The following is a 15,777-nucleotide window of genomic DNA, read 5'->3' as shown; positions in this document are numbered from 1 at the left end:
CCGTCATGCTCGAAAAAATCATAAAAGTCGCGATTAATCATCGCTGGCTGGTCATGACGTTGACGGTGGCCTTGATCGCCATCGGCATCTGGAGTGCCCGTCAGATCCCTATCGATGTCACCCCCGACATCACCAACGTCCAGGTTCAGATCAACACCGAAGCGGCCGGTTACTCGCCACTGGAGGCCGAGCAACGCGTCACGTTCCCCATCGAGACGGCCATGGCCGGTCTGCCGAAGATGGAGTACTTCCGCTCGATCTCCCGCTACGGGCTGTCCCAGGTCACCGTCGTGTTCAAGGACGGGACGGACATTTACTTTGCGCGTCAGCAGGTCTCCGAGCGCGTGGCGCAAGTGAAGGCGCAAATGCCCGAAGGTATCGAACCCACCCTGGGTCCGATTGCCACCGGTATGGGCGAGATCTTCTCCTACACCATCGATGCCGATCCCAAAGCCCGCAAACCCGATGGCACGCCCTACACCGCCACCGATCTGCGTACGCTGCAAGACTGGGTGATTCGTCCGCAACTACGCAACGTTCCGGGTGTGACCGAAGTCAACACCATGGGCGGCTTCAAGCGTGAGGTTCACGTCACGCCTGATCCTGCCAAGCTGCGCTCGCTGGACCTGACCTTTGAAGATGTAGTGACGGCCCTGCAGGCCAACAACCAGAATGTGGGCGCCGGCTACATCGAACGTAACGGCCAGCAGTTCCTGGTGCGTGTGCCGGCACAGGTCTCGGACATTCCTGCCATTCAGAAGATCGTCGTCACCCGTCGTGACGGTGTGCCCATTCGGGTTCGTGATCTGGCCAATGTGGCCGACGGTGAAGAACTGCGTACTGGTGCGGCAACCCAGAACGGCCACGAGGTCGTGCTCGGCTCGGTGGTCATGCTCGTGGGCTCCAACAGCCGTGACGTCTCCCAAGCCGCGGCCGCCAAGCTTCAGGAAGCGGCCAAGAGTCTGCCCAAGGGCGTTACTGCCACGCCGGTGTACGACCGTACCTCGCTGGTGGATCGCACGATTACCACGGTCGCCAAGAACCTGATCGAAGGCGCGTTGCTGGTCATCGTCATCCTGTTCCTGCTGCTAGGCAACTTCCGAGCTGCTCTGATCACGGCTGCGGTGATTCCACTGTCGATGCTGTTCACCTTGACCGGTATGGAGCGCGGTGGCGTGTCGGCCAACCTGATGAGCCTGGGCGCACTGGACTTCGGTCTGATCGTCGACGGCGCGGTCATCATCATCGAGAACTGCCTGCGTCGCTTTGGCGAACGTCAGCATGAACTCGGGCGTGAGATGACGCTGGAAGAGCGTTTTGAAGTGGCCTCCAGCGCATCGGCCGAAGTGATCCGACCGAGCTTGTTCGGTCTGGGCATCATCACCGCCGTCTACCTGCCGATCTTTGCCCTGACCGGTGTGGAAGGAAAGATGTTCCACCCGATGGCCATCACCGTGGTGCTGGCGCTGACGGGCGCGATGATCCTGTCCCTGACCTTCGTGCCCGCTGCCGTGGCGATGTTGCTCGGTGGCAAGGTCGAAGAGAAAGAGAACTGGCTGATGCGCTGGTTCCGTGGGCGCTACGAACCTTTGCTGGATCTGAGCCTGCGTAGCGGCAAGCTGGTGGCCATCGGTGCGATCGCCCTGCTGGTTGGCAGTGGGCTGCTCGCCTCTCGCATGGGTAGCGAGTTTGTTCCCAGCTTGGATGAGGGCGACTTCGCGCTTCAGGCCATGCGTATTCCCGGCACCAGCATGACCCAGTCCTTGGGCATGCAACGCATCGTGGAAGAACGTTTGCTGCAGTTCCCAGAAGTGGAGCGAGTGTGGTCGAAGATTGGTACGGCTGAGGTCGCCTCCGACCCGATGCCGCCGTCGGTGGCTGACACCTTCGTGATGGTCAAGCCGCGTGATCAGTGGCCCAACCCGCGCAAGCTCAAGGCGGACCTGGTGGCGGAAGTTGAGGCGGAGATGAAGAAGATCCCCGGCAACAACTACGAGTTCACCCAGCCGATCCAAATGCGTACCAACGAGCTGATTTCGGGCGTGCGCGCGGACGTGGCGATCAACCTGTACGGCGATGACCTGGATACGTTGCTGGAAGTGGGCCAGAAGATCGAGGCCGCCGCCCGCAAGGTACCCGGTGCAGCTGACGTTCGCCTGGAACAGGCTGCTGGCCTGCCCATGCTCTCGGTGCTGCCCGATCGGGATGCCTTGGCACGCTATGGCCTGAATCCGGCTGACGTGCAGCGCAACGTGGCCACGGCCATCGGGGGTGAAGTCGCCGGCCAGCTGTTTGAGGGTGATCGACGCTTCGACATCGTGGTCCGTTTGCCAGAACAGCAGCGACTGGATCCCACTGCGCTCTCAGCACTGCCCATCTCGCTGACGGCGGCCATCGCGGCCAACCAGGCTGATGAGTCGGTGGGTACACAGGCCAACGCCGCTCAGGCGCAGGTCGTACCGCTGAGTTCGGTGGCACGCGTGGAGATCTCCGAGGGAGCCAACCAGATCAATCGTGAGAACGGCAAGCGGCGCATCATCGTGACCGCCAATGTCCGTGACCGCGATCTGGGCAGCTTCGTCTCCGAACTGCAGTCCACCATCGATCAACAGGTGACGGTGCCTACCGGCTACTGGATCGAGTACGGCGGCAGCTTCGAGCAGCTGATCTCGGCCAGTAAGCGTCTGTCCATCGTGGTGCCGGTGACCCTGGTGCTGATCTTTGCCCTGCTATTCATGGCCTTTGGTTCGGCCAAGGACGCGCTCATCGTCTTCAGCGGTGTTCCGCTGGCCTTGACCGGTGGCGTGCTGGCGTTGGCGCTGCGCGGGATTCCTCTGTCGATCTCGGCGGGCGTGGGCTTTATCGCGCTCTCAGGTGTGGCGGTGCTCAACGGCCTGGTGATGATCAGCTTCATCCGAAGCCTCCGCGAGAGCGGTCAGCCGATGGCCGAAGCCATCCGCGAAGGTGCGCTCACGCGTCTGCGACCGGTCCTGATGACGGCGTTGGTGGCCTCGCTTGGCTTCGTGCCGATGGCCCTGAATGTCGGTGCGGGCTCGGAAGTGCAGCGTCCGCTGGCCACCGTGGTCATTGGCGGAATCATCTCCTCCACGTTGCTGACGCTGGTGGTACTACCGGTGTTCTACCGATGGGTGCACACCCGCTTCAATCGCACCCCGGCGCACATGAAATCGTGACAGGGCACGGCGGCGGTGTACGCACCGCCGCCCTACCCCGTTCCTAGCCGCTCTTTTGCATCTGTTCCCAGGAGAACACGCATGAGCACAGGGCATGATCATGAAACGTCCGAGATCCGGTACGAGAAGCCCCTATGGTGGGCGCTCGGCCTGACTTCCACGTTCCTCATCGCCGAGATAATCGGCGGTCTGGTAACAAATAGTTTGGCGCTGCTATCCGATGCGGCGCACATGATGACCGATGTCATCGCCCTCACCGTGTCGTTGATCGCGGTGCGTATGAGTCGACGTCCGGCTGATGCTCGCCGCACCTATGGCTATGCCCGTATGGAAGCCATCGGCGCGATCATCAACGGCGGTCTGTTGTTCGTGGTCGCCGGCTACATCCTGTGGGAGGCGGTGGGACGTTTTCGTGAGCCGCCGGAAGTTGCGTCCACGGGCATGTTGGTCATCGCCATGCTGGGTTTGATCGTCAACCTGATCTCCATGCGCCTGCTACGCGCTGGCAGCGGCACCAGCTTGAATGTGAAGGGTGCCTACCTGGAGGTTTGGAGCGATATGCTCGGGTCGGTGGGCGTCATCATTGGCGCGATCGTCATCAAGGTCACGGGTTGGACGCTGGTCGATCCGATCATTGCGGTGTTGATCGGCCTGTGGGTGCTACCCCGTACCTGGACCCTGCTCAAGCAGGCGGGCCATATCCTGATGCAGGGTGTGCCGGAAGGCATGGATGTGGCGGCCATCCGCAAGCGGCTGATCGAGATGCCGGCCGTGCAAGAGGTCCATGATCTTCATGTGTGGTCGTTGGGGACTGGGCAGGTCGTGCTGACGGCTCACATCGTACTGGCGGCGGGAGTGCCCGATCCGGACACGATCCAAGTCGAGCTCACCCGGGTGATCGAGCAGCAGTTCGATATCCACGACGTGACTTTGCAGGTGGAACGCACTTCGTGCAAAAGCGAGGTGGGTCATGCCTGACCGGAATCGAGCGAGTTTCCGCAAGGTTTTCGCCCGATTCCAAGACACATCGCTCCGAGGTTCAACAAGCGCACACCGTCCGCGTTGGCGGGTGGCGCTGAGCCTGGAGCTGGTCATCCTGACGGTTGCCGTCTTCTTTGCGTTCACCGCAAACGGCGCCTTCTGGGCCAGTGTCAAAGAGTCAGACGTCCTAAGCGGGGCGAGAGAACTGCGTTTCTACATCGGGGTGACCGCTGCCCTGGTTGGCTTGCATGCGTTGCTGTTCGGCTTGGTGCTCAACCGCTGGATTGCCCGACCTGTTCTGGCGATCCTGCTGGTGACCACCGCCTCGGCGGCTTACTTCGCCAGCACGTACGCGGTCTATCTGGATCCGAGCATGGTCCGCAACGTGATCCGGACCGATGTGGCAGAGGCCCGTGAGCTGTTGACCTGGGACATGGTGGGCACGGTCTCGCTGATGGGCGTGCTGCCGGCGGCCGCTTTGTGGCTGGTGCACTTGCCGCGCTTCACGCTCAAGCAGGCCCTGCTACGCCGGATGCTGTTCCTGGGTGCGATGTTGTTACTCACGTGCGTGGGGGTGATGGCCACCTTCCAGGACGTGTCCTCGCTGATGCGCAATGACAAAGCGCTGCGCTACCTGATCGCGCCGGGCAACTACCTGGCGTCCATCACGCGCGTGCTCAGCCAAGAGGCCGGGAGCCCAAAGCTGCCGCGCCAGGTCGTGGCGGCCGATGCCCGGCAGCAGGCGCACGCGCCCTCGACCAAGTCCCACCTGTTGGTGGTCGTGGTTGGCGAGACCGTGCGCGCCCAGAACTGGGGCTTAAACGGCTACGAACGGCAGACCACGCCTCAGCTGTCGAAGTTGAACGTCATCAACTTCAGCGACGTCACTGCGTGCGGGTCCAACACGGAAGTCTCCGTGCCCTGCATGTTCTCCCTTGCTGGCCGGCGCAACTACGACCGCGAGAACATCGTGGGTTCCGAGTCGCTGCTACACGTGCTGGAGCGGGCCGGCGTCAAGACGTTGTGGCGGGACAACCAGACCGGCTGCAAGGGCGTCTGCGATGGTTTGTCCTTCGAGTCCTACCGCAAGCCGCCGGAGAGCTCGCTGTGCGATGACCAGGCCTGCCGTGATGCGGTGATGCTGCAAGGTTTGCACGATGTGATCGATGACAACCCCGGCGACACGGTGGTGGTTCTGCATCAACTGGGCAATCACGGGCCGGCGTACTTCAAACGCTATCCGGAAGCACTCCGTCAGTTTCGGCCTGACTGTCGTTCCTCGGATCTGGGCAGCTGCACGCGGCAAGAGATCGTCAACGCCTACGACAACGCCATCCTGGAAACGGATGACTTCCTGTCCAAGACGATCCAGATGCTCTCGCAAGACACCACGCACGACACGGCGATGATCTATGTCTCCGATCACGGCGAGTCGCTGGGCGAAGGCAACGTCTATCTGCACGGCTTGCCCTACTCCATTGCGCCGGACACCCAGATCAAGGTGCCGATGGTGGCCTGGCTTTCACCGGGCATGGCCGGCGGTAAGGGCGTCAACACCGCGTGCGTGCGCAGTCGGGCAAGCCAGCCGATCAGCCACGACAACCTGTTCCATTCCGTCCTGGCATTGATGCAGGTCAAGACCGAGGCCTACGAGCCGACGCTGGATGTGTTCTTCGGATGTCAGGCCACGGCGGGAGCCTCGCCATGAGGCCTTCCGACTGTACTCCCACCTCTGCCCGGCGAACATCGCCGGGCCTTCCGATGCTTTGCGCGAGATTGCGATCGAAGCGCGCACTCACTCTTTCTCGAGGAACGTCCCATGGCTGATGGGTATGGCCACCTGCCGCGTGGTCCCAAGCGTTTGATGATGGCCACGTGCTGGTCTTTTCAAGGACTGCGCGCCGCTTGGCTGCATGAATCCTCCTTCCGACTTGAAGTGGTAATCGCCCTTGTGATGGCACCGCTGGGACTGCTGCTGGGTGAGAACGGTGTGGAGCGCGCCTTGCTGGCGATCTCCGTCCTGCTGGTACTGCCCGTGGAGCTTCTCAACTCGGCCATCGAGGCAGTGATCGAGCGCTACGGCCCCGAACACCACGAACTGGCCGGTCGCGCCAAGGACATGGGTTCGGCCGCCGTCTTCCTGACTTTGGCCATGGCGGCGCTGACATGGCTGGCCATCTTGGCCAGCTGATGCGACGCCTTTGGAGCGTGATATGGCATACGTACTGTTAGCCGCACTGGTGATTGCCCTGGGCTGGGGACTGAAGTCGGCGATGTCGATTCCCCACCCCGATGGCCTCACCGTGATTCTCAGCAGCACCGTGGTGCTGACGGGCGCGCTGTTCTGGGTGGTGGTCACCCTGCACGCGCTGGATCTGCTGGTGGCGTTCAAGCGCGACGATCGCCGGTATCTGTCCGAGTTCGCGGCCGCGATGCGGCCACGCCTGCGTGAGTTGCTGGTGGCCGCGCCGGTGATGTTGCTCGGCTTGCTCATCGCCTATCGATCCGTGGGCACCGCCGGCACCGTGGTCGCCGCCCTGGAGGCGCCGTTCTACGCGCTCGCCATCGCGTCGGCGCTGATGGCCAGACCCCTGCAGGCCATGCCCGTGCGCCGGCGGCGCACGGGCATTGTGCTGAGCGTGATCTACGGCGCCCTGTTCACCATCACGGCGGTCCTGCAGTCGGCTGTCGCCACCCGCACGGGCATGCAGGGCGCCGCGCCGTGGTTGGGGGTGACGTCGGCCCTGGCAGCGATCGCGGCCTGGGTGTCGGCGGCCAAATTCAGAGCTTCGATCGAGCAGGCACGCGCCCTGTCATCGCCGGTGATCGAGAGCTTCGGCAATCCCTTTCCCCGCCATCAGAACCGGCCGTCCCCACCGGACGGGACGTCGCCGCCTTTGCGCAAAGGGCCGTCCGGGCCGCCGCCGCACGGCGGACGAAAGCGTCGACGCCGCTTCTAGATCGCGCGATCCCGCACCGAAGGTTTCCCGTTCTCTTCCTCTGTTTGCACGAGCGATACGCCGATGCGTCATTCCCTTAGCGACCTCTCCCCTCGCCAGACGTGGCTGCTGATCCTGCTGGTCATCGCGGCGTTGCTGGCCGGCCTGGGCTTACGCGAGCCGATGCCCGCAGACGAGCCGCGCTTCGTACTGGCGGCCAAGACCATGGTGGAGACCAGCCAATGGCTGTTCCCGCAGCGCGGGATTGAGCTCTACGCCGAGAAGCCGCCCACCTTCATGTGGCTGCAGGCGGCCAGTTATGTGCTGGTGCGCAGTTGGGATGTGGCATTCCTGCTGCCGTCCTTGCTGGCCGCGCTGCTGACGCTGTGGCTGACCGGCGATCTTGCTCGGCGCCTGTGGGGAAAGCGCACGACCGACTACACCGTGTTGGGCCTGTTCGTCTGCCTGCAGTTCGTGCTGCAAGCCAAGCGCGCGCAGATCGACATGGTGCTGGTGGGCATGACCACGCTCTCGCTATGGGCGCTGGTGCGCTACCTGCTTGAAAAGCCCAGCCCCTGGCTGCTGATGGTGGCCACCTTCGCCGCTGGCTTGGGCACGGTCACCAAGGGCGTGGGCTTTCTGCCGTTGTTGGTGTTCGTGCCTTGGCTGTGGGTGCGGTGGAAGTCGCCCCACCTCCTGCCCTCGCACCGAGGGGTGCATGTGCTGGCCGGCATTGCGGGTTTTGTGCTGGGCGCGGGTGTGTGGCTGGTACCGATGCTGGCCACGGTGGCGGCCTCATCGGATCCGGCCCTGCACACCTACGCGCGGGAAATGCTGTTCAAGCAGACCGGCACCCGCTACGCCAATGCCTGGCACCACGTAAAACCCGCTTGGTACTACCTACAGACCATGCTCACGCTGTGGCTGCCAGGCGTGCTGCTCGCGCCGTGGTTGCTGCCGGCGTGGTGGCGGCGTGTGCGTCGCGTGGACCCGCGTTACGCGCTACTGCTCGGTTGGGCGCTGCTGGTGCTGGTCTTCTTCAGTGCCAGCCCGGGCAAGCGCGAGGTCTACATCTTCCCGATGCTGCCTGCCCTGGCGCTCGCCGCATCGCCGTTGTTGGCCGGCTTGCTGCGCCGGCGTGGCGTACGCGCGGTGCTGTGGTCGTACCTGTCGGTGGTGATCACCCTGACGGGCGCCTTGGGCCTGTGGTTACTGACCGCCTCGCCCGAACGCGTGCAAGGCCTGCTCGAAGGACGCGGCATGGACATGAGCACCGTCAAGCAGGTCAGTGGCTGGCTGCTGGCCTTCACCGTCGTGAGCCTGGTCGTGATGGTCGCCGCACGCCGGAGGGTGGTGTTTGCGCTGGTGGCGGTCACCGCCTCGCTGTGGATCGCCTATGGCGTGGGATTCATGCCGGCGCTCAGTCCTGACAGTTCTGCCAAAGCGCTGATGCAACGCGTGGAGGCCACCATCGATCTGGATGCGGAACTGGCCATGCTCGGCTGGCGCGAACAGCATCTGCTCCAGGCCGACCGGCCGGTTACCGAGTTCGGTTTCAAGAAGCCCTGGGTGGAGCAGTGGCAGCAGGCGCACACCTGGCTGCTGCAGGACCCGACGCGACGCTGGCTGTTCCTGCGCAAGGAAGCCATTGGGCCTTGCCTGGATCCAATGCAGGTCATCGACATCGGCGCCTCCAATCGACGCGCCTGGATTCTGGCACCGGGTACGGCCTGGATTCTGGACTGCGAAGTCCCGGCCACGTGGTCAGCCGATGTCAGCGAAGACTGAGTCATCCTTCTCCTTTCCCGCACGCCCTTCTGCTGAGTCCTTCGCCATGCAAAGCCCGTCCCTGCCCCGGATGCCCAGTCTGTCAGTCGTCATTCCCGTCTTCAACGAACGCGGCAACATCGGGCCGCTCGTGCAGGAGGTGGTGCATCACCTGCGCGGCAAGATCGCCTTCGACATCATCTGTGTGGACGATCGCTCCGACGATGACACGCGTGAGGTACTCGTCTGGCTCAAAGCCGAGGTGCCCGAACTGCGGGTGTTGCTGCACCATCAACGCAGTGGGCAAAGCACCGCCATCCGCAATGGCGTCAAGCACGCGCTCTCGCCCTGGATCGCCACGCTCGATGGCGACGGCCAGAACGATCCGGCCGACATCCTGAAACTACTGACCGCTCGCCAAGCGGCTTCGCCGCAGATACGCCTGTTCGCTGGCTGGCGCACCGAGCGCAAGGACACGGCCAGCAAGCGCTGGGCCTCGCGCTGGGCCAATCGCATCCGGCAATCACTGTTGCGGGATGACACGCCCGATACCGGCTGTGGCATCAAGCTGTTCGACCGCGCTGCATTCTTGGACCTACCCTATTTCGATCACATGCACCGCTACCTGCCGGCACTGATGCAGCGCGCCGGCTGGAAGACACTCAGTGTGCCGGTCTCCCACCGACCGCGGGGATCGGGCCAGTCCAAGTACACCAACCTGGGCCGTGCGCTGGTGGGCATCCGCGACCTGATGGGCGTGGCCTGGCTGATCCAGCGCAGCCATGTAACCGCCACCAGCGAGCTCAGTGCTGGCTCCAAGTCATGAACGTAATGGATCAGGAAATCCTATGGTTGAGCTGGACGGGCCTACATACAACGCCCTGGAAGCTCATTGGCCTGACCGGTGCGGCCTTCTTCGGCGTGCGCTGGCTGATCCAGTTCGTGGCGTCCAAACGCGCCGGCCGGCCGGTGATCCCGCGCCTGTTCTGGTACATGAGTTTGTGCGGCAGCCTGATGGCTTTGAGCTACTTCCTGTTCTCGTCCAAGCAGGATGCCGTGGGCGTCGTGCAGAACCTGCTGCCGGCCTTCACCGCCGCGTATAGCCTGTATCTGGACATACGCCATCACCGTAGCATTGGTACGAGCGCCGTAGCCAAACCCGCCTCGTCCCCTTCCGAGGACGATCACTCCTGCTAGATCGTGGCACTGGGCTGCGCGCTTGGTCGACTTTCGCGCCACGCAGCCCGCAACACGCGCACCGCCGAGCGCAGGAACAGAACCAGCAACGCTGCAGCAATCACTAGGTCGGGCCACCCCGCGCCGAAGGCCCACACCAGCGCCGCGGCCAGGATGACGGCGACGCCCTCGTAGATATCATTGCGCGAACACTCCCACGCCGAGGCCATGTTGATATCGCCGGCGCGATAGGGGTTCAGCAACCACAGGCAGACCGCATTGGCCGCCAAGTTAAGCAACGCAGCCACCCCCATGCTCTCAAAGATCGGAACACCCGGATGGGCCAAGCGCCAGACGATCTGTACGCCTACCGCGATCGCGGCCCCTAGGATCAAGAAGCCTTTGAGCAGGGCCACCCGGCCCTTCAGGTGTGCCGATGCGCCCACCACCGCCAGGCTCACCGCATAGGTCAGCGCATCCCCGAGGTTGTCCAGGCTTCCGGACAACAGGGACGAAGAGTGGGAGTGCCACGCGGCGAGGGCCATCATGACGAAGGTCGCCAGGTTGATCAGCAGCACGATCACCAGCACCTTGCGCTGCTTGGCTTGCATACCCGCTACATCGACTACCTTGCCGCAGCCACAGCATTCAGACATCACGCGCTCCGTTGAGGGGCCACTCCTGCAACCGGAAAATCACAGTTTGGGCCCGGCTAGCGTAAAGTCTGTAGTAACTACAGAGTCAAGCGATCCTTCCATGAAGATCAGTCAGGCTGCCGAAGCCAGCGGATGCCACCTTGAAACCATCCGCTACTACGAGAAGATCGGGCTGCTGCCCCACCCCACTCGCACGGACAGTGGTTATAGGGCTTATACGAGCGCCGATATCGAGCGCCTGCGGTTCATCGCGCGAGGGCGGGATCTGGGCTTCAGTCTGGAAGAGATCCGCAGCCTCCTGCAACTGGCCAGCGATGAGCGTTTGTCCTGCGACGACGTCGATCGCCTGGCGCGTACACATCTGACCGATATTCGTGCGCGCCAGGAAGATCTTCGCCGGATGGCCGATGAACTTGAGCGTGTCATCATCAGTTGCCACGGGGGACAGCGGACCGAGTGCACGATTCTTTCGACGCTACGTCAGCCAACGCAAAGTTTTGAGGTGTAACTGTGTAGCGTTTTTTTACTATCGGCCAAAAGCGCTGCGCTTATGTTAGCAATCCCATATCAAGGAAATTGTTCAGAACCCACTGACGCCGCCACGATGCGTGGAGAGATACGTAGATTCGCCCTCGCCCTGTGCGGCTTTGCGATGCTCGCCGCTCAGCTCTTCCACATCTATCTTCCCTGGCTGATTGCGCGACCGGCGATGCTCGCCTTCCTGATGCTGATGCTGTTCGGCACGCCTATGCTCCTGTTTCCGCTGGCAAGGAGCCCGATCACTCTGGCGGTTCTCGTTGCGATGGCAGGCTGGTCGCCAGCCTGTGGATCGGCGGTGAAGGCACGCCTTCTGCATCGAGGCTCGGTCCGCAGCAATCGGCGACCAGCATCGGGCCGATTCTGGCGCCGATCGCCGTCGCCGCCATCAGCACGGATGGGCAGTTTGTCGTTGCCTGGGGGCTGGCCGCGGCTTCGCTCATGCTGACGCTCAGCCTTTCACGGCTCTGGCCCCAGCGCGGCGCTGGCTCCCCCGATTGTCCCCGTCCCTGAACCTCGCGGCACGGCAGAAGTCCGCAGCTCTCGATGCCCCATCACCCGCCTGCGCGCGGCGATGAAGAACGTGTTTTCAGCTCTCGGTCAACGGCAAGAGGATGTAGAACTTGGTCAGCTTCTCGTCGGACAGCGCGCTGACCGACCCGCCATGCGCCTCGACGATGGATTTGACGATGGCCAGTCCCAGCCCGGCGCCTTCGCCCTTTCGGTGGGCGGCGTGCCCCACCCGGTAGAAGCGGTTGAAGATGCGCGAGAGCTCCTCGGGTGGAATCTTCTCGCCGGGATTCTCCACGCTGATGATGACGTCCCGATCCTTCTGCGAGAACCTCACGGTGATGGTTTCGCCACTGGGCGTGTACCGGATCGCATTGGAGATCAGATTGCTGAGCGCCCGGCGAAGCATTTCCCGATCACCGCGGATCGGTGTCGTGCGGCCGCGAAGTTCGAGCTTCACGCCTCGCTCTTCCACCAAGGCCTCGAAGTACTCGAACAGCCCCCGGACGGCGTCCTCAAGGACCACGCTCTCCAGATTCAGATTGCCCGGATCGTTCTCGGTCTGAGCCAGGAACAGCATGTCGTTGATCATGCGGTTCAGGCGCCCGAACTCTTCCAGGTTGGAATAGAGAATCTCCCGATACTCGTCGGCCGAGCGGGCCTGACCGAGCGCCACTTCCGTCTGCGTGGTCAGGTTCGTGACCGGCGTGCGCAACTCGTGGGCGATGTCGGCCGAGAAGTTCGCCAGTTGCTCGAACCCATCCTCGATGCGCCCGAGCATGTCGTTGAAGGACGCGATGGTTTCTTCCAGCTCGACCGGTACAGCCTTGGGATCCAATCGCAGATACAGCTTGGACGAGGTGATCGCGCGAATCTTCTCGTTCGCCCTGTGGATCGGAATGTGCCCCCAGCGAACCGCGAACCAGGCGACAAGGATCGCGATGCACATGACCACGCAGATGGTCCACCACTGGATGCGCTTGAAGCTCCGGATGAATTCGAGATGGCCGCCGATGTTCATCGCCACGGCGATCGTGTAGGTACCGCTCAGACTGGTGTCGCCCCCGACCTGGATGACGCCACCTCGATAGGACTTCCCGTTCTCTTCCCATATCGTCATGCTTTGCCTGTCCGCCAGAGGGACGGGAGGTGTGCGCCGGGCGAAGCTCGCCAGGTCCGGACCGTCCTTCGGCGCGTACAGCGTCTTTCCGCCGGCATCAGCGACATAGTAGTAGACCCCGTGATGCCCCCGAACCGCACGGCGCAAGGCCTGCGTATCGCTTCCGTCCTGCACCTCGCCCAGTGCCCGGATGACCGAACTGGCGATCACGCCCAACTCTTCCTCATCCATTTCGGCGAAATGCCGGTCGAGGGATCCCACGCTGACCCAGCTGAACAGCAGGAGCACCACCATCATTGCGATGCCGACGAGGCCGGTGACCCGTGCGGAGAGCGAAGCCGGACGCCGCAGAAAGGCAAACCGGTCAGGCATCCGGCAGGTCCAACGTGTAGCCCATGCCACGTACGGTCTGGATGAGCTTGGGCTCGAAGCTGTCGTCGATCTTGGCGCGCAGCCGCCGGATCGCGACGTCGATGACGTTGGTGTCGCTGTCGAAATTCATGTCCCAGACCTGCGAGGCGATCAGCGAACGCGGCAGCACCTCGCCTTGGCGACGCGCCAGCAGTTCGAGCAAGGCGAACTCCTTGCTGGTCAGGTTGATACGCTGCCCGGCCCTCGTGGCACGACGGCGCGCCAGATCCAACTCCAGATCCGCAATCTGGATGCGATCGTGCGGAATAGGCGAACCCCCTCTGCGCAACAACGTCCGGACGCGCGCGAGCAGTTCCGAGAACACGAACGGCTTGACCAAGTAGTCGTCGGCGCCCAACTCCAATCCCTGGACGCGATCGTCGACGCTGCTGCGAGCGGTCAGGAACAGCACCGGCACCTGGTTGCCTGCCGCCCGGATGGTTTGCAGGATTTTCCGCCCATCCATGCCCGGCAACATGACGTCGAGCACGATCAGGTCGTAATGCTCGGTCGTGGCCATGTGCAGGCCGTCGGGCCCATCGCGCGCCAAGTCGACGACGAACCCGGCCTCCATCAGCCCTTGACGGACGTAGTCCGCCGTCTTGTGCTCGTCTTCGACAACCAGAAGTTTCATGTCAGCCCTATGCCCGCACTCGTTCGTGCTTCCGGCTCCCGCCACGACGGATGGATCATGATGGGTCACTGGAATCTACCGAGGCGAAGCTGCCATAAGGATGACGCAAAGATTACATATCAGTAATCATTTCGTCACCATTTGGGCCGGAGCGGCGTTGAACGAGTGAATGCCAAACGATCGTGTCAGCGTCCGCGCCTCAGCAGCAGGCTGATCGCGGTTGCGGCGGCCAGCGCGAACAGGGCCGAAATGAACCAGAGGAAATCCGAATCCAGGAGGATGTTGCTGAACAGGAAGCGCCCAAACGCGACGACGGCACCGATGGCCGTGGCCCAGTACAGGCATCGCGCCCGGCCGGAGAGCAGGAAGCCTCCAATCCCCAGCAGCAGGACGCCAAATCCGGCAATGAAACCACCCCAGGTGCGGAACACGGTGCCGAGCCATTCCAGGAACGCCGGGGGCAACGTGCCTGGGTCGATACCGGTGTGCCGGATATCCTCGGGCAGAAGCGCGGGGCGCAACACTAGGAAGAACACCGCAGTCCCCATGGTGAGGAGGCCGAGCACCAGGAGCAGGATGCCGCTCAGCGCGTCCCTCCGATCGACAATGTGCTGCTTCATCGCGTCCAATCTCCACGACCGCTTCGAGCGCCGACCCGACCAGGTCGGCAAGCCAGGCTGCTACTGACACTGCAAGACGCCATCTGCCACAACGATGACGTGGTGATTACATGAATGTAATCAACGCGTAACTGACCCGACAGCGACGCCTTTCTACGCTCAGGAGGCATCGTCGCCAATTGTCCCGTCCATTCTTAACTGGCGCCCTGGAGCATCGAGATGAGCGAAATTCCTGATCGGAAGCGAGGCGGTTGGCGCAGCCCCGCCGTCCTGACCGTGTGCGTCTTTCTCTCTATCGCGGGACTCTTCCTGTGGCTGGAGCATCGGGCGCACGTACTCGGTGCGCTCCCCCTCTTGCTGCCCCTGGTGATCTGCATCGGCATGCACTTCTTCCTGCACCGCGGTCACGGCGGTCACGGTGGCCACCAGACGCATCGGGAGGAGGGCGACCGCGATGACCGGTAACCCGCCCGCCTACGGCCTCTGGTTTCTGGCGCTGGTGAACGCCGGCATCTTCATTCTGTTCGCCCTGAGCTTCTTCAAGCCGACGACGGCGCGCGACTGGCGCTCGCTGGGCGCGTTTTCCGCCTTCATCGTCGCCCTGTTCGTGGAAATGTACGGCTTTCCGCTGACGCTCTACCTGTTGGCGGGTTGGGTGGGCAATCGTTTCCCGGGACTGGACCCGCTGTCCCACGACGCCGGCCACATCTGGCCCGCACTCTTCGGTTGGTCGGGAGATCCTCATCTCAATCCGTTCCACCTGGCCAGTTACGTGCTGATCGGCAGCGGGTTCTGGCTGATCGCCGCGGGCTGGCGGGTGTTGCACGAGGCTCAACGCGCCGGATCGCTTGCCACCACCGGGCCGTACGCCCATGTGCGGCATCCGCAGTACGTGGGCTTCATCCTGGTGCTGATCGGATTCTTCCTGCAATGGCCCACACTCGTGACGGGCGTGATGCTGCCGATTCTGCTGGTCATGTACTGGCGGCTCGCCAAGCGGGAGGAGCGCGAGGTCGAAGCGACGTTCGGGGATCAGTATCGACGCTACGCGAGCGACGTGCCTGCATTCGTGCCGCGGCTTGGGCGCTTGTTCAACAATAAAGAAGGCCAGATCGAATGAGTCACCATGACCCGCACGCACACCACCAGCACGATCACGGCGCACACGTCCATGCGTCTCCACCCGGCACCGGCGCCGTCGTAAGCGCCGCCGGTTCGAGTCACGCAGGCCA

The 15,777-nt window shown here is 63.1% G+C and carries 16 protein-coding genes; 11 read left to right on the top strand and 5 right to left on the bottom strand.

What is annotated here, in order from left to right; all coding sequences use genetic code 11:
- Positions 1-5: 5 nt before the first annotated feature.
- The 8 genes from ACSQ1W_RS07740 to ACSQ1W_RS07705 all read left to right on the top strand — a co-directional run bounded on the left by ACSQ1W_RS07740 (position 6) and on the right by ACSQ1W_RS07705 (position 10,078).
- Positions 6-3,194 carry an efflux RND transporter permease subunit gene (locus ACSQ1W_RS07740; protein WP_277729868.1) on the top strand — a complete coding sequence of 1,063 codons (3,189 nt, stop codon included), beginning with the start codon at positions 6-8 and terminating at the stop codon, positions 3,192-3,194.
- Between the two features lie 81 nt (positions 3,195-3,275).
- Positions 3,276-4,172, top strand: a complete 897-nt coding sequence (locus ACSQ1W_RS07735) for a cation diffusion facilitator family transporter (protein ID WP_287998594.1) — start codon at positions 3,276-3,278, stop codon at positions 4,170-4,172.
- A gap of 91 nt (positions 4,173-4,263) precedes the next feature.
- Complete coding sequence (locus ACSQ1W_RS07730; protein ID WP_246194443.1) at positions 4,264-5,883, top strand: phosphoethanolamine transferase; 1,620 nt, start codon at positions 4,264-4,266, stop codon at positions 5,881-5,883.
- Between the two features lie 111 nt (positions 5,884-5,994).
- A complete protein-coding gene (locus ACSQ1W_RS07725; protein WP_162407221.1) occupies positions 5,995-6,366 on the top strand; it encodes a diacylglycerol kinase in 372 nt (123 codons plus the stop codon).
- A 22-nt stretch (positions 6,367-6,388) separates the two neighbouring features.
- Entirely contained in the window at positions 6,389-7,135 is a 747-nt protein-coding gene (locus ACSQ1W_RS07720; protein ID WP_436042634.1) for a hypothetical protein, read from the top strand.
- A gap of 63 nt (positions 7,136-7,198) precedes the next feature.
- Positions 7,199-8,902 carry an ArnT family glycosyltransferase gene (locus ACSQ1W_RS07715; protein WP_162407219.1) on the top strand — a complete coding sequence of 568 codons (1,704 nt, stop codon included), beginning with the start codon at positions 7,199-7,201 and terminating at the stop codon, positions 8,900-8,902.
- A gap of 70 nt (positions 8,903-8,972) precedes the next feature.
- Positions 8,973-9,707: a glycosyltransferase family 2 protein gene (locus tag ACSQ1W_RS07710; RefSeq protein ID WP_277729974.1), complete on the top strand. Its 735-nt coding sequence runs from the start codon at positions 8,973-8,975 to the stop codon at positions 9,705-9,707.
- Between the two features lie 5 nt (positions 9,708-9,712).
- Complete coding sequence (locus tag ACSQ1W_RS07705) at positions 9,713-10,078, top strand: lipid-A-disaccharide synthase N-terminal domain-containing protein (RefSeq protein WP_407073747.1); 366 nt, start codon at positions 9,713-9,715, stop codon at positions 10,076-10,078.
- On the opposite strand, the gene ACSQ1W_RS07700 is transcribed toward ACSQ1W_RS07705, so the two are convergent.
- Complete coding sequence (locus tag ACSQ1W_RS07700) at positions 10,075-10,713, bottom strand: cation transporter (protein ID WP_162407217.1); 639 nt, start codon at positions 10,711-10,713, stop codon at positions 10,075-10,077. The two genes, ACSQ1W_RS07705 and ACSQ1W_RS07700, sit on opposite strands and share 4 nt — an antisense overlap.
- A gap of 100 nt (positions 10,714-10,813) precedes the next feature.
- Between ACSQ1W_RS07700 and ACSQ1W_RS07695 the strand changes: the two genes are divergently transcribed.
- Positions 10,814-11,221 carry a MerR family transcriptional regulator gene (locus tag ACSQ1W_RS07695; RefSeq protein ID WP_436042631.1) on the top strand — a complete coding sequence of 136 codons (408 nt, stop codon included), beginning with the start codon at positions 10,814-10,816 and terminating at the stop codon, positions 11,219-11,221.
- Positions 11,222-11,492: 271 nt separating this feature from the next.
- Here the strand turns inward: ACSQ1W_RS07695 and ACSQ1W_RS07690 are convergent, their stop codons facing one another.
- The 4 genes from ACSQ1W_RS07690 to ACSQ1W_RS07675 form a co-directional block, all read right to left on the bottom strand.
- Positions 11,493-11,693 carry a hypothetical protein gene (locus ACSQ1W_RS07690; RefSeq protein ID WP_155944466.1) on the bottom strand — a complete coding sequence of 67 codons (201 nt, stop codon included), beginning with the start codon at positions 11,691-11,693 and terminating at the stop codon, positions 11,493-11,495.
- A 146-nt stretch (positions 11,694-11,839) separates the two neighbouring features.
- Entirely contained in the window at positions 11,840-13,252 is a 1,413-nt protein-coding gene (locus ACSQ1W_RS07685; RefSeq protein WP_162407215.1) for a Cu(+)/Ag(+) sensor histidine kinase, read from the bottom strand.
- Positions 13,245-13,925: a heavy metal response regulator transcription factor gene (locus tag ACSQ1W_RS07680; protein ID WP_054665569.1), complete on the bottom strand. Its 681-nt coding sequence runs from the start codon at positions 13,923-13,925 to the stop codon at positions 13,245-13,247. Before ACSQ1W_RS07680 ends, ACSQ1W_RS07685 begins: the two co-directional genes overlap by 8 nt.
- Before the next feature lie 185 nt (positions 13,926-14,110).
- Entirely contained in the window at positions 14,111-14,545 is a 435-nt protein-coding gene (locus ACSQ1W_RS07675) for a hypothetical protein (RefSeq protein WP_054665567.1), read from the bottom strand.
- Between the two features lie 219 nt (positions 14,546-14,764).
- Here ACSQ1W_RS07675 and ACSQ1W_RS07670 point away from each other — a divergent pair, with 219 nt between their 5' ends.
- Both ACSQ1W_RS07670 and ACSQ1W_RS07665 read left to right on the top strand, forming a co-directional pair.
- Positions 14,765-15,010 carry a DUF2933 domain-containing protein gene (locus tag ACSQ1W_RS07670; protein ID WP_054665565.1) on the top strand — a complete coding sequence of 82 codons (246 nt, stop codon included), beginning with the start codon at positions 14,765-14,767 and terminating at the stop codon, positions 15,008-15,010.
- Positions 15,000-15,665, top strand: a complete 666-nt coding sequence (locus tag ACSQ1W_RS07665; RefSeq protein ID WP_054665562.1) for a methyltransferase family protein — start codon at positions 15,000-15,002, stop codon at positions 15,663-15,665. The genes ACSQ1W_RS07670 and ACSQ1W_RS07665 overlap by 11 nt, the downstream gene beginning before the upstream one ends.
- Positions 15,666-15,777 lie beyond the last annotated feature (112 nt).

The organism is Pseudoxanthomonas sp. LjRoot143 (assembly GCF_964252945.1).
Lineage (GTDB): Bacteria > Pseudomonadota > Gammaproteobacteria > Xanthomonadales > Xanthomonadaceae > Pseudoxanthomonas_A.
Note: the sequence above shows the minus strand (reverse complement) of the source record. Positions and strands in the feature narration are given on the sequence as shown.